This window comes from Pseudomonas sp. SDI (genome assembly GCF_003105155.1).
In the GTDB taxonomy this organism is placed as follows: Bacteria; Pseudomonadota; Gammaproteobacteria; order Pseudomonadales; family Pseudomonadaceae; genus Aquipseudomonas.
In genome coordinates, this window is record NZ_QETK01000001.1 from 79,818 (window position 1) to 100,696 (window position 20,879).

At 62.3% G+C, this 20,879-nt stretch carries 20 protein-coding genes, 1 tRNA gene and 2 pseudogenes; 11 read left to right on the forward strand and 12 right to left on the reverse strand.

The annotated features are described in order from the left end of the window. Positions 1-7: 7 nt before the first annotated feature. The 3 genes from DCO48_RS00410 to DCO48_RS00420 all read left to right on the forward strand — a co-directional run bounded on the left by DCO48_RS00410 (position 8) and on the right by DCO48_RS00420 (position 2,063). Positions 8-970, forward strand: coding sequence for a LysR family transcriptional regulator (locus tag DCO48_RS00410; RefSeq protein ID WP_116548660.1), 963 nt, complete (start codon positions 8-10; stop codon positions 968-970). A gap of 46 nt (positions 971-1,016) precedes the next feature. Then, on the forward strand, positions 1,017-1,478 hold the full coding sequence (locus tag DCO48_RS00415; protein ID WP_116548661.1) for a MarR family winged helix-turn-helix transcriptional regulator: 462 nt from the start codon (positions 1,017-1,019) through the stop codon (positions 1,476-1,478). Between the two features lie 165 nt (positions 1,479-1,643). Beyond that, a complete protein-coding gene (locus DCO48_RS00420) occupies positions 1,644-2,063 on the forward strand; it encodes an organic hydroperoxide resistance protein (RefSeq protein WP_116548662.1) in 420 nt (139 codons plus the stop codon). Positions 2,064-2,122: 59 nt separating this feature from the next. Here DCO48_RS00420 and DCO48_RS00425 read toward each other — a convergent pair whose 3' ends face one another. After that, complete coding sequence (locus DCO48_RS00425; protein ID WP_116548663.1) at positions 2,123-2,692, reverse strand: elongation factor P; 570 nt, start codon at positions 2,690-2,692, stop codon at positions 2,123-2,125. A 48-nt stretch (positions 2,693-2,740) separates the two neighbouring features. Continuing rightward, a complete protein-coding gene (gene earP / locus DCO48_RS00430) occupies positions 2,741-3,874 on the reverse strand; it encodes an elongation factor P maturation arginine rhamnosyltransferase EarP (RefSeq protein ID WP_116548664.1) in 1,134 nt (377 codons plus the stop codon). A gap of 133 nt (positions 3,875-4,007) precedes the next feature. Here earP and DCO48_RS00435 point away from each other — a divergent pair, with 133 nt between their 5' ends. Beyond that, positions 4,008-4,427, forward strand: a complete 420-nt coding sequence (locus tag DCO48_RS00435) for a hypothetical protein (protein WP_116548665.1) — start codon at positions 4,008-4,010, stop codon at positions 4,425-4,427. A 1-nt stretch (position 4,428) separates the two neighbouring features. Beyond that, positions 4,429-4,911 (forward strand): GreA/GreB family elongation factor, encoded by a 483-nt coding sequence (locus DCO48_RS00440; RefSeq protein WP_116548666.1) that lies wholly within the window; start codon positions 4,429-4,431, stop codon positions 4,909-4,911. Here DCO48_RS00440 and DCO48_RS22855 read toward each other — a convergent pair. The 4 genes and pseudogenes from DCO48_RS22855 to DCO48_RS00460 all read right to left on the reverse strand — a co-directional run. After that, positions 4,911-5,042, reverse strand: a pseudogene (locus tag DCO48_RS22855) (LysR family transcriptional regulator); the annotation flags it as partial. The gene DCO48_RS00440 and the pseudogene DCO48_RS22855 overlap by 1 nt on opposite strands. A gap of 79 nt (positions 5,043-5,121) precedes the next feature. After that, entirely contained in the window at positions 5,122-5,385 is a 264-nt protein-coding gene (locus DCO48_RS00450; RefSeq protein ID WP_116548667.1) for a bacteriocin immunity protein, read from the reverse strand. A gap of 6 nt (positions 5,386-5,391) precedes the next feature. Next, positions 5,392-6,501 (reverse strand): S-type pyocin domain-containing protein, encoded by a 1,110-nt coding sequence (locus DCO48_RS00455; protein ID WP_256583935.1) that lies wholly within the window; start codon positions 6,499-6,501, stop codon positions 5,392-5,394. 264 nt (positions 6,502-6,765) lie between these two features. After that, positions 6,766-6,861, reverse strand: a pseudogene (locus DCO48_RS00460) (LysR family transcriptional regulator); the annotation flags it as partial. A gap of 102 nt (positions 6,862-6,963) precedes the next feature. Here DCO48_RS00460 and DCO48_RS00465 point away from each other — a divergent pair. After that, positions 6,964-8,154 carry an MFS transporter gene (locus DCO48_RS00465; protein WP_256583936.1) on the forward strand — a complete coding sequence of 397 codons (1,191 nt, stop codon included), beginning with the start codon at positions 6,964-6,966 and terminating at the stop codon, positions 8,152-8,154. 60 nt (positions 8,155-8,214) lie between these two features. Here DCO48_RS00465 and DCO48_RS00470 read toward each other — a convergent pair whose 3' ends face one another. The 5 genes from DCO48_RS00470 to DCO48_RS00490 all read right to left on the reverse strand — a co-directional run bounded on the left by DCO48_RS00470 (position 8,215) and on the right by DCO48_RS00490 (position 14,588). Beyond that, entirely contained in the window at positions 8,215-9,552 is a 1,338-nt protein-coding gene (locus DCO48_RS00470) for a TolC family outer membrane protein (RefSeq protein ID WP_116548669.1), read from the reverse strand. 10 nt (positions 9,553-9,562) lie between these two features. Next, a complete protein-coding gene (locus DCO48_RS00475) occupies positions 9,563-10,891 on the reverse strand; it encodes an HlyD family type I secretion periplasmic adaptor subunit (protein WP_305887837.1) in 1,329 nt (442 codons plus the stop codon). Next, the gene (locus DCO48_RS00480) at positions 10,888-12,630 is read right to left on the reverse strand and encodes a type I secretion system permease/ATPase (protein WP_116548670.1); all 1,743 of its coding nucleotides are present in this window, start codon (positions 12,628-12,630) and stop codon (positions 10,888-10,890) included. The genes DCO48_RS00475 and DCO48_RS00480 overlap by 4 nt, the downstream gene beginning before the upstream one ends. A gap of 59 nt (positions 12,631-12,689) precedes the next feature. Continuing rightward, entirely contained in the window at positions 12,690-13,067 is a 378-nt protein-coding gene (locus tag DCO48_RS00485; RefSeq protein WP_116548671.1) for an AprI/Inh family metalloprotease inhibitor, read from the reverse strand. Between the two features lie 63 nt (positions 13,068-13,130). Next, positions 13,131-14,588, reverse strand: a complete 1,458-nt coding sequence (locus DCO48_RS00490) for a serralysin family metalloprotease (protein WP_116548672.1) — start codon at positions 14,586-14,588, stop codon at positions 13,131-13,133. Between the two features lie 468 nt (positions 14,589-15,056). Here DCO48_RS00490 and DCO48_RS00495 point away from each other — a divergent pair, with 468 nt between their 5' ends. Continuing rightward, entirely contained in the window at positions 15,057-15,437 is a 381-nt protein-coding gene (locus DCO48_RS00495; protein ID WP_116548673.1) for a hypothetical protein, read from the forward strand. A gap of 131 nt (positions 15,438-15,568) precedes the next feature. After that, the gene (locus tag DCO48_RS00500; protein ID WP_116548674.1) at positions 15,569-17,725 is read left to right on the forward strand and encodes a TonB-dependent siderophore receptor; all 2,157 of its coding nucleotides are present in this window, start codon (positions 15,569-15,571) and stop codon (positions 17,723-17,725) included. A 175-nt stretch (positions 17,726-17,900) separates the two neighbouring features. Here DCO48_RS00500 and DCO48_RS00505 read toward each other — a convergent pair. Then, positions 17,901-17,990 (reverse strand) — tRNA-Ser (locus tag DCO48_RS00505). A 199-nt stretch (positions 17,991-18,189) separates the two neighbouring features. Here DCO48_RS00505 and DCO48_RS00510 point away from each other — a divergent pair. The 3 genes from DCO48_RS00510 to DCO48_RS00520 all read left to right on the forward strand — a co-directional run bounded on the left by DCO48_RS00510 (position 18,190) and on the right by DCO48_RS00520 (position 20,876). Continuing rightward, the gene (locus DCO48_RS00510; protein ID WP_116548675.1) at positions 18,190-18,879 is read left to right on the forward strand and encodes a crotonase/enoyl-CoA hydratase family protein; all 690 of its coding nucleotides are present in this window, start codon (positions 18,190-18,192) and stop codon (positions 18,877-18,879) included. A 236-nt stretch (positions 18,880-19,115) separates the two neighbouring features. Then, positions 19,116-19,838, forward strand: coding sequence for a 1-acyl-sn-glycerol-3-phosphate acyltransferase (locus tag DCO48_RS00515; RefSeq protein WP_116548676.1), 723 nt, complete (start codon positions 19,116-19,118; stop codon positions 19,836-19,838). 66 nt (positions 19,839-19,904) lie between these two features. Next, positions 19,905-20,876: a magnesium and cobalt transport protein CorA gene (locus DCO48_RS00520; RefSeq protein WP_116548677.1), complete on the forward strand. Its 972-nt coding sequence runs from the start codon at positions 19,905-19,907 to the stop codon at positions 20,874-20,876. Positions 20,877-20,879 lie beyond the last annotated feature (3 nt).

Genomic DNA, 20,879 nt, shown 5'->3' on the forward strand with positions numbered 1-20,879 from the left:
TCCTACCATGAACCCCGATGCCCTCACCGGCCAACTGAGCCTGTTCCTCGATGTGCTGGAGACCGGCAGTTTTTCTGCCGCCGCCCGCCGCCATCCACTGACGCCCTCCGCCGTGGCCCGGCGCATCGACAGCCTGGAAGGCGCCGTCGGCAGCCAATTGTTCGTACGCAGCACACATGCCGTGCGGCCAACGCCGGCCGGCCTCGCCTTTGCCGAACGCGCCCGGCGTATCGTCGGCGAACTGCGCCTGGCGCGGGCCGAAGCAGTATCGCTGAGCAGCGCTCCGGAAGGCCTGATCCGTATGGACGCGCCCGCCGCGTTCGGCCGGCGCCATCTGGCCCCGGCCATCGCCGACTTTCTCGTGGCCTACCCCGGCCTCGACGTGCAACTGCGCCTGATCGACAGTTTCGTCGACATGCACGGCGCCAATCTCGGCCAGGTCGACCTGGTGCTGCGCGCCGGGCCGCTGGCCGATACTCGGCTGGTGGCCACCCCGCTGGCGAAGATGGTGCGCATTGCCTGCGCCAGCCCCGCCTACCTGAAGCAGCGCGGCGTTCCCCTCAGCCCGGCCGAGCTGCCGGAACACGACGGCCTCGACTGGGACGGCCTGGCACCGCCGTTCGCCTGGCGCTTCGCCATGGATGGGCAACTGCGTCTGTTTCGCCCCTCACGCCTGCGCATGAGTGCCAATAACGCCGAAGCCCTGGTGTCCGGCGCGCTGGCCGGGCTGGGTATCGCTCACCTGCCCACCTGGCTGATCAGCGAGTACCTGCTGCGCGGCGAACTGGTAGCGTTGTTCTGCGACAGCGGCCTGCCCGCGGCCGAGTCGTCGGGCATTTATGCCTTACGCCTGGAACATGAAACGAACTCTCGCAGCCGTTTGCTGCTCGAATTCCTCAAGAGCCGTTTCAGCCCGGTGCCACCGTGGGATCTGGCCCTGCAAAGCGAACTGCGCTGGCAATCGCCCTAATGACCTGCGTGCTAACATTTCACGGACCATCGACCCAAGGACCTGCATGAACGCCGACTCCAACGCCACCGCCCCTTGCGAAGCACTGCTGCTCGACAACCAGGTCTGCTTTGCCCTGCACTCCACTTCGCTGCTGATGACCAAGGTATACAAACCCTTGTTGCAGGCGCTCGGCCTGACCTACCCGCAGTACCTGGCGATGTTGGTACTGTGGGAGCGCGACGGCCTGACCGTCGGCGAAATCAGCCAGCGCCTGCTCACCGACCCCGGCTCGCTGACCCCGCTGCTCAAGCGCCTGGAAGGCGAAGGCCTGCTCAAGCGCACCCGCAGCCGCGAGGACGAACGGGTGGTGATCGTCGAACTCAGCGACCGCGGGCGCGCCCTGCAAGCGCAGGCCCAACGCATTCCGCCGTGCATTCTGGGCGCCAGCGGTCAGTCGCTGGAGCGCTTGCAACAATTACAGGCGCAACTGCTCGAACTGCGCAACAACCTGCAAAAAAGCCTCTAGCGCCCTCTAGGTCGCGGCGCTTGCCTGCACGCGCAGGCCGCCCGCGATAACCGTTCGGGAGAATTCCGAAATTTTATCTTGCGCACTAACTATTTGCGCTCTACATTTAATCCCGTACCCAGCCAGCGCCACTGGCGCCCTAGTCCACACACGTACGAGGCTCCTATGAAAACGCTCTATACCGCAGTCGTAACTTCCACCGGTGGCCGTGATGGCCGTGCGGTTTCCAGCGACAACGTTCTCGATGTGAAACTGGCCACGCCGAAAGAGCTCGGCGGTGCCGGCGGCGCTGCAACCAATCCGGAGCAGCTGTTCGCTGCCGGTTACTCGGCCTGCTTCATCGGTGCCCTGAAGTTCGTTGCCGGCCAGAGCAAACGCCAGTTGCCCGCCGAATCGCAGATCACCGCCGAAGTCGGCATCGGCCAGATCGAGGGCGGCTTTGGCCTGGATATCGACCTGCGCATCAGCCTGCCGGGCCTGGAGCAAGCCGACGCGCAAGCGCTGGTCGACGCCGCGCACCAGGTCTGCCCGTACTCCAACGCCACTCGCGGCAATGTCGATGTACGCCTGCACGTCAGCGTCTAAGCGTAAATCGCGGACATAAAAAAACCCGGCCTCGGCCGGGTTTTTCGCGAACGCCAGAATTACTTGGCGCGGCCCTTGTAGGAACCACCTTCGCGGGTATCGATCTCGATCATGTCGCCGATTTCGATGAAGTCGGCAACGCTCAGCTCGGTGCCGTTCTTCAGTTTGGCAGGCTTCATGACCTTGCCGGAAGTGTCACCGCGAGCGGAACCTTCGGTGTAGTCAACCTGACGCACGATGGTGGTCGGCAGCTCAACCGAAACCAGGCGACCTTCGAAGAACACGGCTTCGCAGACGTCGGTCATGCCTTCTTCGATGAACGGCAGAACAGCCTCGATGTCTTCAGAGTTCAGCTCGTACATGGTGTAGTCGGTAGTGTCCATGAACGTGTAGGTATCGCCGCTGATGAACGACAGGGTCGCTTCTTTGCGATCCAGGATCACGTCGTCCAGCTTGTCGTCGGCCGAGTAGACAGTTTCAGTCTTGTAGCCGGTCAGCAGGTTCTTCAGCTTGGTTTTCATGATCGCGCTGTTACGGCCCGATTTGGTGAACTCAGCTTTCTGAACCAGCCACGGGTCGTTGTCGATCCGCAGGACGGTACCGGGTTTCAGTTCTTTACCAGTTTTCATTGCGTGATATCCGAATTTGGATGGATTTACAAAAATCGAGGCCGCGTATCATAGCCAATTTCGGTAAAACTGTACCAGCGCTGCGGCAAGGTCCGGCTGAGCGGCTTGCACCGCGCACCAGCGTTCGGCGTGCGCGCTGAGCTCCGGCCAGTGCGCCAGCAGTTGATTCCAGGCCTGGCCCATGTCGCGGTCCATGTTCCAGGCACGCCACAGATCGACCAGTGCCGCCTTGGCGGCGGGCGACAAACCGACCACGTAGTGATCGAGAAACGCCTCGAGTTTTTCCCAGTGGGCATATTCTTCCTGCACATAAATGTGCCAGAGCAACGGGCGCCCGGCCCATTGCGCGCGCACGAAAGAATCTTCGCCGCGCACCGCATTGAATTCACAGCTCCAGAGCAAGCGGTCGTACTCGTCCTGGCTGACGAACGGCAGCACCTGCACGGTCAGCGCCCCGCGCTGCGCGGTAGCGCCGACACTCAGCGGGTCGTCGCCGAGCCAGCGGCGCAGGTCGCCGAGTATCCGTCCTTCCGGTACCAGCAGGTGGTTGGCGCGATCATCGGCGGCCAGCGCATCGAGCCAGCTGGCCAGCCCCGGGTTCTCGTAGGCAAACAGCGAGATCAGCCGCGCGCCCGCCTGCGCCTGCACGCCAAGGCTCGTGAGAAACGCCTGGCGCGCCTGCGGGTCCTGCTCAAAAGCGCGCCGCCGCGCCAGCAGGTCGGCCTCGCGCAGCAGGCCGCCGGTTTTGGCGGTAAAACCGGGGAAGAAAAACACCTTGCGCAGGCCGTTGGGCTGCGGCGACGGCAGCCCGTGGCAACCTTCGACCCAGTCTTCGGCACTGAGGTAATCCAGGTTCAGCCACAGCGCCGGGGTGGCGCGCGTGCGCATGGCCTCGACATACGCAGCCGGCAACTGGCAGGCAAAGGCGCCGATCACCACGTCGGCAACCACTGTCGGTTGCCAGGTCGTCGACCACTGGCGCACCTCAACGCCCTGCTGCCACTGCTGCGCGGCCTCGACATCGGCTGTCGGGCACAAGCGCACGAAGGCGTTCAGGTCGTCGACCCACAGGCGCACCTGCAGATTATGCTCAGCCACCAGTTGCCGGGCCAGACGCCAGGTCACGCCAATGTCGCCATAGTTGTCGACGACGCAGCAGAAGATATCCCAGGAAGCTTTCATGTCGGGCCCTCTTGCGCCGCAGGTGAAAAATCGCCGATTGTCCGGGTAAACGCGCGCTGGCGACAGTGCCAGCGCTGAATAAAACCCTGCGGGCATGCGACAATCGCGGCCTTGCCCTGGCCAGGAGGCTGTCATGCCTTACCGTGCACGTCGGCGCGCACTGCGCGTCACCTTCAATCCTGTGTCGCTGATTGTCAGCGTAGCCGTCGGCCTCTGGCTCGGCGCGGTCGCCATCGGCGTGAGCCTGTGGCTGCTCGGGCAGTACCTGCCGCAGGTGCAACAACCACTGCGTGATGCCATTGCCCCGCCGGCAGCCCCCGTTGCCCCGGTCGCCCCAGCGCCATATGGCGCCGCGGAACAGACACCGGAGCAGAACCGCATGTTCGAGCAATACCAGCAGATCCTCCGCCAGCAGCAGGTCGAGCACGCCGAACAACAGATGCAGGGCGACCCGCGCAACCTGTCCAAGCCTGCCTGCCAGTTCTGGTTGCAACAGAACCGCACGGCACCCACCGAGAAAAGCCGGGCCAATGTCCTTGAGTTCTGCCACTGAAATGACCAAGCCTGAACTGCTGCAGCGCATCATCGAGCGCCTGGGCGTGGATTTCGACATGATCCAGCGCGCCGCGCAGACCGCCTACGAGGCGGCCACGGCGGAAGAAAACATCGCCGAGAACAAATACGACACGTTGGGCCTGGAGGCCTCGTACCTGGCCACCGGACAAGCACGGCGCATGGAGGAGATTCGTCTGGCGAAACTGGCGTATCAGCAGTTGAGCCTGCGCGACTATGACCCGCAGCGCGGGGTGCAGGTGAGCAATCTGGTGCTGCTGGAGGACCTGGAGGGCGCGGTGCAACGGCTGTTTCTCGGGCCGGAGGCGGCGGGCCTGAAGATTGCCGAAGGCGCCGAACTGATCACCGTGATCACCCCGCGCTCGCCGCTGGGGCAGAGTTTGCTCGGCAAGGTGGAAGGCGATGAGATCGAATTACTGCTGGAGAGCGGGCGGCGGACGTATGAGGTTATCAAGGTCAGCTGAACAGCATCGAACCGCTGCGCCAGCCCCTGCGCAGCGAACTGCTCGATGATGAAATCGACGAACACTCGGGTCTTCCCCAGCAATAATTTGTGCTGGGCGTACTACAGCGCAATGGTGCCGTCATCCACATAGTTGTGTGCTGACGGCGGAGATTGCCCCCAAAGCCACGGAGTACGGCGAGCGCAGGTAGCTCCGCATCCTGAAGGCTTACTAGGAGCCGGCCTTAAAACCGGGAAGGCCATTGGCTTCACGCCATTTCTTGATGGTATTGGTAATGCCTTCGGCAGAGTCATCTGCACCGTCCTCAGGATAATAAATTAAGTCGGTGCCATCGGGATGCTCTGAAATTCTTCTGAATTGATCCAAAAGGTCGCCCAGGACTTCGTCCGAGGCACCATTGTCGTTGGCCGCAAATAGCTCCTCCACAAAGTGAATGAACTGAGCCTCGGTGTAGTCGGAAATGCTCTTTTCCATAGGTAGTTACCGGTGAAGGTTGATATGGTTTTTTGGAGTATTGACTCGGAGGTTATCCACGTCATAGACAGCCCCCCCATCGACGATGCGTTCAATGTGGTGCAGCTCAAAAGTATTTCTTTTCCCAACAGTGTCTTTATCGCGGGCATTGGGGGCATAACCGTTCTGCATACGCTTTACATTTCGCTGAACGAACTGACTCAGCAGCTCAGGATCATTCCCAACCTCGACCCAGAAGGCTTTTCGGAGCGCATCAAAGTTTGAGAATTCGCGCCCTCTAAGCCTGTCAGCAATTCGTGTTGGGATCGGCGCCCCTAGCCCAGCGCTTGCCCCGGCCAACCATATCCCGATCACATCCTGGCCGATGCCAGTGACGACGCCAGGCTCATTCCGAACGCTGATTGATAGATAGATTGGCGCTATTTCAGGCTTAGTCGGAAACCAAATTATCGCGTCCTGGTAGTCCGTGGGATGCACCGGATTGACCAGGACTTTATTGGACTGCTCAGTGGGCGGATACACCCATACCGCCGGTAGTTTCGGAGCACCTTCAAGCGCAGGGATACCCAACTGGCTAGGGTCGGCAACTGGCGTCCAAATCACTTCAATGCCCTGCCCCAGATCGGCCACAAATTGCTCGCCGCGTGGCGTGGCGGCAATGACCTTGGCGCTCTCCCATTCAGATTTACGGCCCGTGTAAAAGCCGTAGGCATTGATTGTGTCCGCTGACAACTGTTGGACATGCAGGCGGACACGGGTACGCCCCACGCTTAGCGCGTGGTATTGCTCGTTGGTGTAGAAGGCGCTGTCAGCCGAGGTTGTATTGGGCAACAGCATGCCGATGGTGCCAACCACAGCGCCTGCCATCAGCATAGCGCTCCCTTCGATCAAGCCCAGGGACAGAGTGCCGCCTAATCGAGAGGCGATGGCGGTTGCAGTCGTCGAGCTACCAATCAGTTGTAAGGGTGTGCCACCGGCCTTGATTGCCGTACCTGTGCCTAAAACGGCCCAGTCGCCATAATCTTTCAGCTGTTCGAGTGGAACGAACCCACCAGGATTGTTGTGATCTACTACGCCGTCGGGCAGGTTGCAGGACATTTGCAAAAATGTACCCACGGCAGTTTTTGTCCTTTTGGCTCGTTTCCCGCTCTCGTGCAGCGTGTAAGCGCGCCTCAGCCGCCTCATAGGCTGTCTTGTTCGCGGCGACTGCCCGCTCCCAGTTTCCTTGTAGATCCTCTGGTGGTGCAGGTTCTTGTCGCTTCGCATCAAGCCACTGTTGGTAACACACCTTGCAGTGGTGACCTGCATATTGATCGCTAGCCATAGACCGCCCTGTTATTGAGCCTAGTTATGCTGCATTGAGGTCATAGCTTCGCCCCTAAGTGCCGACGGCACCACATGGCAACGCTCGGCGGCGCGGGTGAAGCTGTCTGTGTCGGCAACGGCCAGGGCATATTCCAGTGGCTTGAAGTTCATGACTTATCTGTTTTAGAGATGAATTCGATGAGAACGATACATTGGCGTCATGCTAGTGCATTTTCGATACTGGGCACTCCTACCCCTGAAGCGAGACGGTCCATGGCCACCTCATCCGCCCCACTGAGTCGCGCACTGATCCTGCTGATGGCGACCGCCGTCGGCCTGGCCGTGGCCAGCAACTATTACGCGCAGCCGTTGCTGCATAGCATTGCCGAGCATTTGCACCTGAGCACGGCGGCGGCCGGCAGCATTGTCGTGGCGGCGCAGCTCAGTTACGGCGCGGGCCTTCTACTGCTGGCGCCGCTGGGCGACCTGTTCGAACAGCGCCGGTTGATTGTCACGATGATTGCCATCAGCACCCTCGGCCTGCTGATCAGCGCCTTTGCCCCGAGTCTGCCGTGGTTGCTGGTGGGAACGGCGCTGACCGGGCTGTTCTCGGTGGTAGCCCAGGTGCTGGTGCCGATGGCGGCGGGCCTGAGCGATCCGCAGCAACGCGGGCGGGTGGTCGGCACGCTGATGAGCGGCTTGTTGCTGGGGATCCTGCTGGCGCGCACAGCCGCAGGTTTCATGGCCAGCCTGGGTGACTGGCGCAGTATCTACCTGCTGGCGGCGGGATTGATGGCGCTGAGTGCGATGGCCCTGTACCGCGCCTTGCCGGAGCGCCGGCAGCATGCCGGGCTGGGCTATCCGGCGCTGATCGGCTCAGTGTTTCGGCTGTTCATCGATGAACCGGTGCTGCGCTTGCGTTCGCTGATGGGGCTGTTGGCGTTCTGCCTGTTTGCGCTGTTCTGGACGCCGCTGGCGTTCCTGTTGTCGGCCGAGCCGTACCAGTATTCGGACGCGGCGATCGGCCTGTTCGGTCTGGCCGGCGCTGCCGGGGCGCTGGCAGCGACCTGGGCCGGGCGTCTGGCGGATCGCGGCAAAGGTAACCTGGGGACCACGGTGGGGCTGCTGGCATTGTTGCTGTCGTGGGTACCGCTGGCGTTTGCGCAGTCATCACTGCTGGCGTTGCTGGTGGGGGTGCTGGTGCTCGACCTGGCGGTGCAGCTGGTGCATGTGAGTAACCAGAACGCGGTGATCGCTCTGCGGCCGGAAGCGCGCAATCGCTTGAATGCGGGGTACATCACTTGCTACTTCATTGGCGGCGCGCTGGGCTCGTTGCTGGGGACGCAACTGTTCCAGTCGCATGGCTGGATGGGGATTGTCCTGGCCGGGTTTGCGATTGCCGGGATTGCCCTGGGGGTCTGGGGGCTGGCGGGGCGCAAGATGGCGCGGGTGGAAATCGCGTAGGCCCCTATCGCGGGGCGACCCGACTCATCCGGTGATCGACTGCAAAGCAGTCGCTAGGTTTCAGCGCAAAAACGCCTCATCCACCCGCGCCAGGTGCTCCTCGCGCAAGGTTCCGGCGTAGTAATGCAGTTTGATCCACGCCAGCAGGTAGTCATACCGCGCCTGCGCCAGATCGCGCCGGGTAGTCGCCAGTTGCTGCTCGGCATTCAGCACATCCAGATTGACCCGCTCGCCACCGAGCACGCTCTGCTGAGTCGACACCACCAACGCCTGCGCCGAGGTCAGCGCGCGCTGATACGCCTTCAACCGCGCCACCCCCGAGACACAGGCGTTGTACTGCCGGCGCAGCTCGATCAAGGTCTCCCGCGTCTGCCCTTCCAGCTCATATTCGGCCTGCTGCAGATTGCGGCTGGCCTGGCGCGTCGACGCCGACACAGCACCGCCGGCAAAGATCGGTACGCTCACCTCGATCCCCACCGTGTTGGTGTCGTAGCGCTGGTTATAGGTGTTGCCGCTGTCCGATTCCATCCGCCGCGACGTGGCAAACGCGCTCACCCGCGGCAAGTGCCCGGCACGGTTACGCTCCACCTCGTAGTGCGCCACTTCCAGCGCCTGGCGTTGCGACGCCAGCTCCGGGTTATTGGCCAGCGCCAGCTCCTGCCAGGCCTGGTAGCTCGTCGGCTCCAGACCGAACAAGGCAAAGCCGTCGTTCAGCGGTGCCAACTCGTCGATGCGTACCGCCGGCTCGCCGGTCAGCGCGCCCAACTCGCGCAGCGACGCATCCAGGTCATCGCGGGCCTGGATCTCGTCGGCATCGGCCAGCTCGAAGCGTGCCTGCGCTTCCAGAATGTCGGTGCGCGTGCCCTCGCCCTGCTGGAACAATTGCTCGTTCTGCCGGAACTGCTGCCGATAGGCCTGCTTGCTCGCCACGCTGATGCCGATCTGGTCCTGGGCAAACAGGGCCTGGGTATAACTGCTCATCACCCGCACCAGCAGTTCCTGACTCTTGCCACGAAACGCCTCGTCGGCATACAGCGCCTGCGCCACCCCCTTGCGATAACTGGCATAGGCTTCGTAGTCGAACAACGGCTGCTGCAGGATGAAACTCGACCCATAGCTGTCGTAGCGCCGATCCTCGCTGCCGCGCCGGCCCTCGCCCAGGTAGGTCGCCTTGGAGTCGTTGCGGCCCTTGTTGTAGTTGTAGGAAATGTTCGGCAGCAGCCCGGCACGGCCAATCGCACGGTTTTCCTGGCCGGCCTCGCGCGCCTGGATCGCGCCGAGGAACTGTGGATCCTTGCGCAAGGCCTGCTCATACACCTGGAACGGCCCCATGGCCTGCGCCGCCGTTGCCACACCCAGGGCGAACGTCGTCATCAGCCCGGTCATCAAGCACTTCATCACAGGCGTCCTATTGTTCGGTCAATGCGGTGCCGGCGCGGTCGAGCAACGGCTTGAACAGGTAGTTGAGCAGCGAGCGTTCGCCGGTACGCACGAACAGCTCGGCGGGCATGCCCGGCTTGATCACCAGACCATCGAGACGGGCCAGCGCTTGCTCGCTGACGCTGCTGCGCAGCACGTAGTACGGCTGGCCGGTTTTCTCGTCGATCAACTGGTCGGCGGAGATCAGCGCCACTTCGCCCGTCACCCGCGGCGTGCTGCTCTGGTTGAAGGCGGTGAACAAGATATCCACTGGCAACTGCGGCGCGACCTTATCCACCAGGTTGACCGGCAAATGCCCTTCCACTTCCAGTGCGGTGCCCTGCGGCACCACTTCCAGCAGGGTTTCGCCCGCCCGCACCACCGCGCCTTCGGTGTGCACACCGAGGTTCACTGCGATGCCGGCGGCCGGCGCGACGATCTCGCTGTGCTGCAACTCGAACGACGCCGACGTCAGCTGCTGCTCAAGGGTTACGCTTTTGAGCTGGGCCTCGGCGAGCTGACCGCGCACTTCCTTCTGGTATTCCTCCTGACGCTGCTGCAGGTTCAGCCGCGCCTCGACAATGCCCTGCTCCAATCGCGCACTGTCGCCACTGTTCTGCGCGAGGTCGCGCTGCACCTGGGACAGTTGCCGCTGGTAGTCGAGCAAGCGGTTGCGCGGGATATAGCCATTGCTGGCCAGCGGCTTGAGGTTCTCCAACTGCTCGCGCAACGACGCCGCCTGCGCCTCCAGATCGCCGCGGGCCCGACGCATGCCGGCCAGTTGGGCAACGCTACCGTCGATGCTCGCGCGCAAGCCAGCCTGCTCGCGGGCCTGGGCTTCGCGGCGGCTACTGAACAGTTGCCGCTGGCTTTCCAGCACCAGGCTCAATTGCGGATCGGGGTCGCGACTCAGCGCTTCGGGGAAGGCAATCGCCGTACGGTTGTCGCGCTCGCTCTGCCAGCGCGCCAGGCTGGCCCAGGCCAGCCGGTACTGGGCCTGCAGCGATTGCACGTCGGCCTGCACCTGGGTCTGGTCGAGACGGAACAACGGCTGGCCCTGCTGCACACGTTGCCCTTCGTGCACCAGGATCCGGCTGACCACGCCGCCGGCCATCGACTGCACCGCCTTGCGCTTGCCCGAAACCACCACCGTGCCCTGCACGGCAATGCCCTGATCCAGCGGCGCCAGGCTGGCCCAGGCGATAAAGCCACCGAAGCCGAGCAGGATCAGCCACCAGCCAAGGCGAACATAGAAACCGGCATCGCGGCCACTGGCCGCTGCCACTACTGCATGGGTCATCTGCGCATCCTTGCTCATGCTCCACTGCTCCCGACCACGGCGGCATTGGCCGCCGGGCGCTGGGCCTGTTCCTGAGCCCGACTCAAGGCCTGCATCACTTCGTCGGCCGGGCCGAAAGCCTGCATCCGCCCTTCGCCGAGCACCAGCAGCTTGTCGGCCTGGGCCAGGGCGGCGGAACGATGGGTCACCAGCACCACGGTGCGGCCCTGGGCCTTCATCAGCGCAATGGCGCTGGCCAGGGCGGCTTCGCCGCTGGTGTCGAGGTTGGAGTTGGGCTCGTCGAGCACGATCAGGCTCGGCCCGCCATACAGCGCGCGGGCCAAGGCAATGCGCTGCTTCTGCCCGCCGGAAAGGTCGCCGCCATCTTCGCCCAGGCGGGTGTCGTAGCCCTGCGGCAGGCGCAGGATCAGCTCATGCACACCAGCCTGGCGCGCCGCCTCCACCACTTTCAGCCCATCCAGTTCGGCAAACCGGGCAATGTTCTCGGCAATGCTGCCGCGCAACAGCTCGATGTTCTGCGGCAGGTAGCCGATGTGCGGGCCGAGGGCCGCGCGGTCCCAGCGATGCAGGTCGGCACCGTCCAGACGCACCGTGCCGGCCAGGGTCGGCCAGACGCCGACCAGCACCTTGGCCAGGGTCGACTTGCCGGAGCCGGACGTGCCCAACACCCCCAACACTTCACCGGGGTTGAGGGCAAAACTCACCTGCTGCAGGGTCGCCACGCGCTTGCCCGGCGGACCGGCGCTAAGCTGTTCGACGCTCAGGCGTCCGCTCGGCGCCGGCAGGTCCATGGCGGCAGCTGCTTCGGGGAAATCACGCAATAGCGTATCGAGGCGCTGGTAGGCCTGCTGCGCGCCGCTCCACTGCTTCCACACGGCAATCAGTTGGTCGATCGGACTGAGTACCCGGCCCATCAGGATCGAGCCGGCGATCATCATGCCGGGGGTCATGTGCCCTTCGATCACCAACAGCGCGCCGAGCCCGAGCACCAGCGATTGCAGGCACAGGCGCAGGGTTTTACTGATGGCCGTGATCACCGCCGAGGTGTCGCTGGCCTGGTTCTGCAAGCCCAGAAAGCGGCTGTGCAGGGCAAACCAGCGCTGGCGCAACGCGTCGAGCATGCCCATGGCCTGAATGCTTTCGGCATTGTGCAGGTGGCTGCCGGCAAGGTGCGCCGATTGCTGCTGCAGGTTGCCGGCTTGCACCAGCGGTGTGTGCGTGAGCCGCTCGTTGAGCACTGCCAGCACCACCAGCAACGCCGCGCCAGCACAGGCCAGCACGCCCAGCCAGACGTTGAAGAGGAAGATTACCGCCAGGTAGATCGGGAACCACGGTGCATCGAAAAAAGCGAATAACGCCGGCCCGGTGACAAACTGACGCAGCTGGGTCAGGTCGCCGAGAGCCTGACCGGCATACCCATCGTGCTGGCGTAGATTGCGCTGGAAAGCGGCGCGGTACACGTTGGCATTGAACCTCTGCTCCAGTTGATTACCCACGCGGATAACAATGAAACTTCGAATGCCTTCCAGCACGCCAATAAAAATAAAGAAGCCGACCACCATCAGGGTCAACATCCACAAGGTGGTTTCATTCTGCGAAGAGAGTACCCGATCGTACACTTGCAACATGTAGATCGACGGCACCAGCATCAGCAGATTAATCAATGCGGTAAAACAGCCGACACTGACAAGTATCGATTTATAGTCAGCCAGTGCCGCCCACAAAGGAGCACCGGCTTGGCGCGTCGGTGTGTTCATTGTCCGCCTTTCAATCCCTGAAAATTCGGCGCTTCCTTATTACCAGCAGCGTCGCTTTTTTATGCTTTGGTTATACGTTCCAACACCAGTTGTTTATTGTCGTGGGTGCGCCACTTGTAAACGTTCGGGGCGGCGCGATTGAAGTGCACCAGGGTCGTGCCGCCGTTGCCGACAAAGGCCAGGGTATCCGGGGTGACCAACCAGCCGCTCGGCCGCTCGCCGATGAGCCGGGCCGCACACTCGATGTCGCCGCCCAGCTTGGTTTCCGGCGCTTGCAGTTGCAACCTGCAAGGGGCGGTGCCATCGCCTTCGGTGTAAAGCTGCCAATCGCCGGCCAACTGGCCGGGGTTGGGGAGTAACAGGCTGCTCGCCATACTGACCTCGGTGCACAACATCAAGGAAACCGCGCTCAGCGCGAGGGTTCGTTTCAAGCTCATGGGCTGTCTGCCTATCCGGGAAAAAGGAGCAGCGCTTGCGCGCTACCCCCGTTGGACCAGCAATCAGACCACGATATCCGTAGCGACGGCCTGACCGACAGTAGTCACCAGGAAATCGGCTTGGCCGAAACCGCCGAAGTCCACTGCCAGGCTACCCAGGTTGCTGCCCTGGTCATAGCTCAGCACCGCTTCGCCCGCATGCCCGCTGAAGGCATCGACGAACTGCAGCGGCAGTTTGCTCTGCGCAAAGGCCGTGAAGCCGGACAGGTCGATCTTGTCCTGGCCGCTGACAAAATCCATGATCTTGTCGGCTGCACCCGGACGCGAGTCGCTGCTGGCAGAGAACACGAAGGTGTCCTTGCCGGCGCCGCCCCACAGTTTGTCGGCCCCGCCACCGCCGAAGATGATGTCGTTACCGGCGCCGCCCTTGAGCTCGTTGGCGGCCGCATTGCCGATCAGCAGGTCGTTGCCCGAACCGCCGATGGCGTTCTCCACGGTGACTCCCTTGGCAATGGAAATGTTGCCAATCATGCCGCCGACGTCGGAGAACGAGGCCTCATTGAGGTTGATCTTCTGGTTCTGGGTGAACCCGGAGAAGTCCAGGGTATCGTTACCGCCGCCATCCCACACCGCGAAGACCACTTTCGACGACGCCGAGGTCGCCGAGTAGAAGTCACGGTCGGCCGTGGCGTTGAAGCCGTAGACCGTGTCGCCGGAACGGGTCGCGTAATTGGCCCCGTAGAGTTTCTGGATCGCGGCAATATCGTCCACCAGCGGCGCCGACGAGTAGGTCACGACGCCGCCTTTGCTGAAGTTCTGGCTGGTATTGCTCTCGCTCCAGTAGCTCATCACGCTATAGCCACGGGTGTCCTGGGCATAGGACGCATCGTTGTAGGTCGGGTAGCCCTGACCGGCGTTGTAGTCGCCGGGGTGGGACAGACCGAGTACGTGACCGATCTCGTGGGTCAAGGTCTGGCGACCGTAGTTGCCATTGTCCGGGTTGACGTTCTCGCGGTACTGACTGTTGATCAGGTACCAGGACTCACCCTTGTGCGAACCCGGCTGCTGGAACGGCAGGTAGGCAAAGGCCGCCCCGCCGCTGCTGCCGTCGCTGTAGTTGCCGAAGGTCATGTGACCGTCGCCACCCGACGCCGACTCCTGGAAGGTAACCTTCGCCACGTCAGACCAGGACTGCATCGACAGCTTGGCCTGGGCCTTCTGTTGAGCCGAGAAGGCACTGAACGAGCCCAACTCCCGGTCGAAATCGGCCGGTGCGCGGGTCAGGAACGTATAGGTCAGGTTGATCGCACCGTCCTTGTTCACGTCGACCCAGGCCGCGCCATCGCGCAGCAATTGGGTCGCGGCCTGGTCGACCGTGAACGAAGGTTTGCCATTGATAGTGCCGGCACCGCGATCGTATTGATGGCTGAAGCTATTGATCGAGCTGTACGCAGCACTTGCGCCCTGCGGATTGACTGCTGACAACGCCGATGCAATAGCCGTTTCTTTGACTTTCGACATTCAGACACTTCCTTGTTTACAAAAAAGCCGTTTTTGTCCGACAGGACGCTCCCATGGCGAGATCGTCCTATCACTCGCCTTTATAAGGCCGGGAAAAACTGACACACGAAGAATTAAACTGTCCAGCTTTTTTTGACGTCAATTTTGACGCTTTCACAATCAGACAAACAGATAAATCGGTGCAGCCCGCCTGATACTTGCGCTGCATCTGTTTGCGCAAATCGCGATATATCGTAAAAACCATTCTGCACCGTTGAAATACAAAATGACTGATCGGTTCTATTTTATGAATGCCGAACTTTAGTTATGAAAATGCGACAAGCGACTAAATTAAACGAACTGAGTAATTGTGAAACTTTCTCTGTAATAACGACTGTCAGCGACCCTCCGTCGCCTACCGATTGACTTGGCGGTCGACGTGGCGCTCAGTAGGGATTGGTCAACAGCCCTCTCAACCTGGACACCCTTATGACAAGACTCACGGTGCAATCCGGCGATTTCTTGCAAGGTGAAGGCGAGTACCGCAATGGATCGCTCACACTCAAGACCGCCCGCAGTCCCTCTCCCGGAGAAAAAATCGCCCTGTCGCGGATCAAGGACATGAAAGTCGCGAATCAGGAATTCAGTCGCAACCTTGGCAGCGCCCTTGGCTGGGGCATGGCCGGGGCCCTGTTTGCCGGCCCGCTGGGCCTGATTGCCGGGCTCTGGCTGGGCGGCAAGGACGAAGAGGTGACCTTTCTGGCCACCTTCAAGGACGGTCGCAAGTTGCTCGCGGTTACCGACGGCAAGACCTGGTCACGCCTCGACGGCCACTGGCGGCGGACCAGCCAGTTGCCGCAACGGCCGTAGACGCGCATCGATAGCAATCGATCAACTCCTTGAATCGGCAATCAATTCGGGGGCACCGCAGCGCGGTTGCCCCTGCTAAGATGGCGCCCGCGCGCAATGCGCCTGCTGCGGCCATCAAGGAGTTTTCCCGCATGACCTCGCTTCGCCCCTGCCTGCCTTCCAGCCTGTTGAGCCTGGGTCTGGCGCTCGGCAGTGCGCCGGCTGTTGCCGCTGCGCCTGTCACGCTCGCCCCGCTGTCGGTTTCCGACGACTACCTCGATGGTTACGCACCGCGCCAGGCGGCGGTCGCCGGCTTCAGTGCCGCGCCGTTGCTGGATACGCCAGCCTCGGTGGCGGTGTTCAGCGAACAGCTGCTACAGGACCGCCAGGTGCGCCTGCTCAGCGAGGTGCTGCAGAGCGACGCCTCGGTGGGCGACAACTACGCGCCCGTGGGCTATTACGAAAACTTCATGGTGCGCGGCTTCAGCCTCGACGCGGCGCACAGCTACAAGATCAATGGCCAGACCCTCGCCGGCGAGCAGAATGTGGCGCTGGAGAACAAGCAGCAGGTAGAACTGCTCAAGGGCCTGTCGGGCTTGCAGAGCGGCGTGTCGGAGCCGGGCGGGCTGATCAACTACGTGACCAAGCGGCCCGAAGAGGTGCGCAGCCTGAGTGTGTCGAGCAACGAACAGGGCGAACGCTACATCGCCAGCGACCTCGGCGGCTGGTTCGGCAGCGAGCGGCAGTTCGGCCTGCGCGCCAACCTGGCGCATGAGGACATCCGTTCCTACGTCGACCATGCCGATGGCAAGCGGGATTTCGCCTCGCTGGCCTTCGACTGGCAGATCAACCCGGATGCCCTGCTGCAATTGGATGTCGAGTATCAGCAACGTGAGCAACGCTCGGTGCCGGGCTACCAGTTGCTCGGTGGCAACCGCCTGCCGCATGACGTCGACCCCAAGGACCGGCTGGCTTACCAGCACTGGGCCAAGCCGGTGCAGATCGACTCGCTGAACCTCGGCGGGCGCTTCGAGTACCGCTTCAACGACGCCTGGACCGGCAGCCTTAGCGCGTCGCGCAGCCGGGTGGTGATCGATGACTACAGTTCGTTTGCTTTTGGTTGCTATGACAGCGCCTGCGAGAACCCACCTCCGGGCAATTACTTCGGCCCGAATGGCGACTACGAAATTTACGACTACCGCAGCCCCGACGATACCCGCCAGACGGACGAGACACAGGCTGTCCTGAACGGTCGCTTCACCACCGCGGGTCTGGAACATGACCTGAGCATTGGCAGTAGCGCCCAGAGACGCACCATAGACTTCCGCCCGTCGTTCTCAGAGTACGTCGGTAGCGGCAATATCCATCAGCCGACCGAACAGTTCGCACCGTCCGACCGGTCTGTGGCCGGTAGCAAGCGTCGCCTGGATAGCCGCCAGTATGGTCTATTCGCCAGCGACAAGGTCAGCTTCAACGAACACTGGCAGAGCGTGATTGGCGCACGCCTGCTGCGGCTGGACGAAGAAGCCTTCAATGATGGCGGCGAGACATTGCGCCATACCCGCCGCTATGAACTGCTACCCAATGCGGCACTGATCTACAAACCCCGCGCGGATGTTTCGCTGTATGCCAGTTACAGCAAGGGCCTTTCCGCAGGCGGGGCGGCGCCGCTGGTGACCGATAACTACCAGGAGATCCTCGCCCCGACCACCTCGCGCCAGCTCGAACTGGGCATCAAGCGCGACTGGCAGCGCATGAGCCTGAGCGCAGCAGTGTTCCAGCTGCGTCAGGCTTATCAATATGCGCGGCCGAACGGGGATGACAGCTTCACTTACGTGCAGCAGGGCCAGCAAAAGAACACCGGGCTGGAGCTCAACGCCAGCGGTTGGTTGACCTCGCGCTTGCAAATCAACGCCAGCGCGGCGGCGATCCGTGCACGGGTGAACGGCAGCGGCACTGCAGCTTATGACGATCATCAGGCGCTAAACGTACCGAACTTCCGCGCGGCGTTGCAGGCCGACTACGCCATTGACGAGGTGCCAGGCCTGGCCCTGCTCGGCGGTGTGCGCTACAGCGCGAGCAAGTACGCCAATTACGCCGGCACCGTGGAAGTGGGTGGGTATTCGGTGGTGGATATTGGCAGCCGCTACCGCACACGGATTGGCGGCTACGACACCGTGCTGCGGCTGACGCTGGACAACCTGTTCGACCGTACCTACTGGCGCGATGCCGGCGAGTACCTGGGCGACGGCTATCTGTTCCAGGGCGCACCGCGCACCGCGCGGGTAGCGGCGACAGTGAGCTTCTAGAAACACCCCCTGCAACCCTGTGGGCCGGCTTTGCCGGCGATGAGGCCGGTAAAGGCCCTATCGCTGGCAAGGCCAGCTCCCAGCGGATCAACCGCAGCTGGACCCGGGCTTTTCCAGGCACAAACAAAAAGCCCCCGAACTCTCTCAAGTTCGGGGGCTTTTCGCGTATCGAATATGGCGGTGAAGAAGGGATTCGAACCCTTGATACAGTTTCCTGTATACACACTTTCCAGGCGTGCTCCTTCAGCCACTCGGACACTTCACCGTATCTCTTCAAGCTATTCAGCCTGTCGAGGCGCGCTAATGTAGTCGAAAGGGCTTTAGATGGCAAAGGTTTTTTTCAGAATTTTCATGCGCTTGCAGAAACCACCCAGGCTCATGTGACCAGTTGGTCAACCTTCGTGCTTTACCTGACCGCAACTGCTGGGTAACGTCTGCCCCACTTCTCCTCAAGGAACCCTGTCATGAGTGACCTGATTACCTACCAGTTGGACGACGGCATTGCCACCCTGACGCTGAACAACGGCAAGGTCAATGCCATTTCGCCCGACGTCATCGCTGCCTTCAACGCCGCGCTCGACCAGGCGGTTGCCGACCGCGCCGTGGTAATCATCACCGGCCAGCCCGGCATTCTCTCCGGCGGCTACGACCTCAAGGTCATGACCGCCGGCCCGAAAGAAGCCGTGTCGCTGGTCACCGCCGGTTCCACCCTGGCCCGTCGCCTGCTGTCGCACCCGTTCCCGGTGATCGTTGCCTGCCCAGGGCATGCCGTGGCCAAGGGCGCGTTCCTGTTGCTCTCGGCCGATTACCGCATTGGTGTCGAAGGCCCATTCAGCATCGGCCTGAACGAAGTGCAGATCGGCATGACCATGCACCACGCCGGCATCGAGCTGGCCCGTGATCGCCTGCGCCGCTCGGCCTTCCACCGCTCGGTGATCAATGCCGAGATGTTCGACCCGATCAGCGCCGTGGATGCCGGCTTCCTCGACAAGGTGGTGCCAGCCGAGCAACTGCACGAGACCGCACTGGCCGCGGCACGGCAGTTGAAGAAGATCAACATGCTGGCGCACAAGAACACCAAACTGAAAGTGCGCAAAGGCCTGCTCGAGCTGCTCGACGAGGCGATCATTCGCGATCAGGAGCACATGGGCTAAGGCCCATACAGGCTGCATCGGTGGGCATTTGTTCTACCGGTGCTGAGCGTGCCAGCGATAGCCGCCACAGCGGCCTCGTCGCTGGCAAGGCCGGCGCCCACAGGGGTGGCCAGCCTTCAGGGGCAATGGCAGCAAAGGCACCCGAACGAGTGCATTTGTAACAATAAAAACCTTCGTTTGCTGAACCCCGTGCACAACCGTACACTGCGCCGCGTTTGCCTGGTGTGAGTCGTACGATGCTTTATCTGTTCCGCATGCTGCTCTTGGGGCTGCATTTCATTCTGGCCGGGATTCTCGGCGTGCTGATCGGCCTCTGCCGGCCCTTCAACCCCGACAATAGCCGGCTCTTCGCGCGTATCTACGGCTGGCCCGCCACCTGGCTCATGCGCCTCGACGTGCAGGCCGAAGTCGGCCCGCTGTTCGACCAGCCACCCGGTTGCGTGATCGTCGCCAACCATCAGTCCAACTACGACCTGTTCGTGCTCGGCCACGTGGTGCCGCCACGCACCGTGTGCATCGGCAAGAAAAGCCTGAAGTGGGTGCCGCTGTTCGGCCAGTTGTTCTGGCTGGGCGGCAATGTGCTGATCGACCGTGGCAACGCCTATCAGGCACGCCGCGCCATGCAGACCACCACCCGGACCCTGCAAGAGCAGAACACCTCGATCTGGATCTTCCCGGAAGGCACGCGCAACCCCGCCGACCTGTTGAACCCGTTCAAGAAAGGCGCCTTCCACCTGGCCGTCGAAGCCGGCGTGCCAATCGTGCCGGTGTGCGTCAGTCGCTACGCCAAGCGGGTCAAGCTCAATAGCTGGCGGCGCAGCAAGGTGATCATCCGTTCGCTCGCGCCGATCGCCACCGCCGGCCTGACCCACCAGGACGTCCCCGCCCTCATGGAACAATGCCGCGCACAGATGCAACGCTGCATCGACAGCATGGAAAGCGAACTGCAAGCCGCCTGAACGGTTGCCGTTTGCCGGTAGACCGACCAAGCTACGGTTCACGATAACCAGCAGAAGCGGACAACCATGGGTCGAGTCGTTGCGGCAGCGGTGTACAGCGCCGGCAGGAAAGTCACCAACATCAGCCTCGACGAAGGTGCGCAATGGGCGGCCAGGCCCGGGCACTTCGTCTGGATTGGCCTTGAAGAGCCCAACGCCCAGGAACTGGCGAACCTGCAACGCCAGTTCAACCTGCACGAACTGGCCATCGAAGACGCCCTGGAAAAACACAGCCGGCCGAAGCTGGAAACCTTCGGCGACGCGCTGTTCATCGTCACCTATTCGCCAGTGCGCCATGAAGGCAAGCTGGAGTTCATCGAAACGCACATCTTCGCCGGCAACGGCTACATCATCACCTGCCGCAACGGTCATTCGAAGTCCTACGCACTGGTGCGCCAGCGCTGCGAGGCGCGCCCGCTGCTGCTGGAGCATGGTGAAGACTTCGTGCTGTACGCCCTGCTCGACTTCGTTACCGAGAACTACCAGCCGGTGACCGAAGCCATTCATGGCGAAATCGAAGAGCTGGAGCACAGCGTGCTGGGCGGCTCGCTGCAGGAAGAGGACATCCGCCGCATCCACGGCCTGCGCCGCGACCTGCTGCGCCTGCGGCGCTACGTGGCGCCGATGGTCGAGATCAGCGAGGAACTGCAACGCCTGACCTTCCCGTTCATCGACAAGAACATGCGCCCGTATTTTCGCGATGTGCAGATCCACGTCACCCGACAGATGGAAGACCTGGCCGGGATCCGCGATATCGCCAGCCAGACCATCGAGATCGGCATGTTGCTGGAGTCGTCACGCCAGAGCATCACCCAGCGCAAATTCGCCGCCTGGGCCGCGATCCTGGCCTTCCCGACCGCGGTGGCCGGGATCTACGGGATGAACTTCCAGAACATGCCGGAGCTGGGCTGGCACTACGGCTATTTCAGCGTGCTGGGCGTGATCGCTCTCGGCTGTACCGGGCTCTACGCCAGCTTCAAGCGCTCCGGCTGGCTGTAGCCG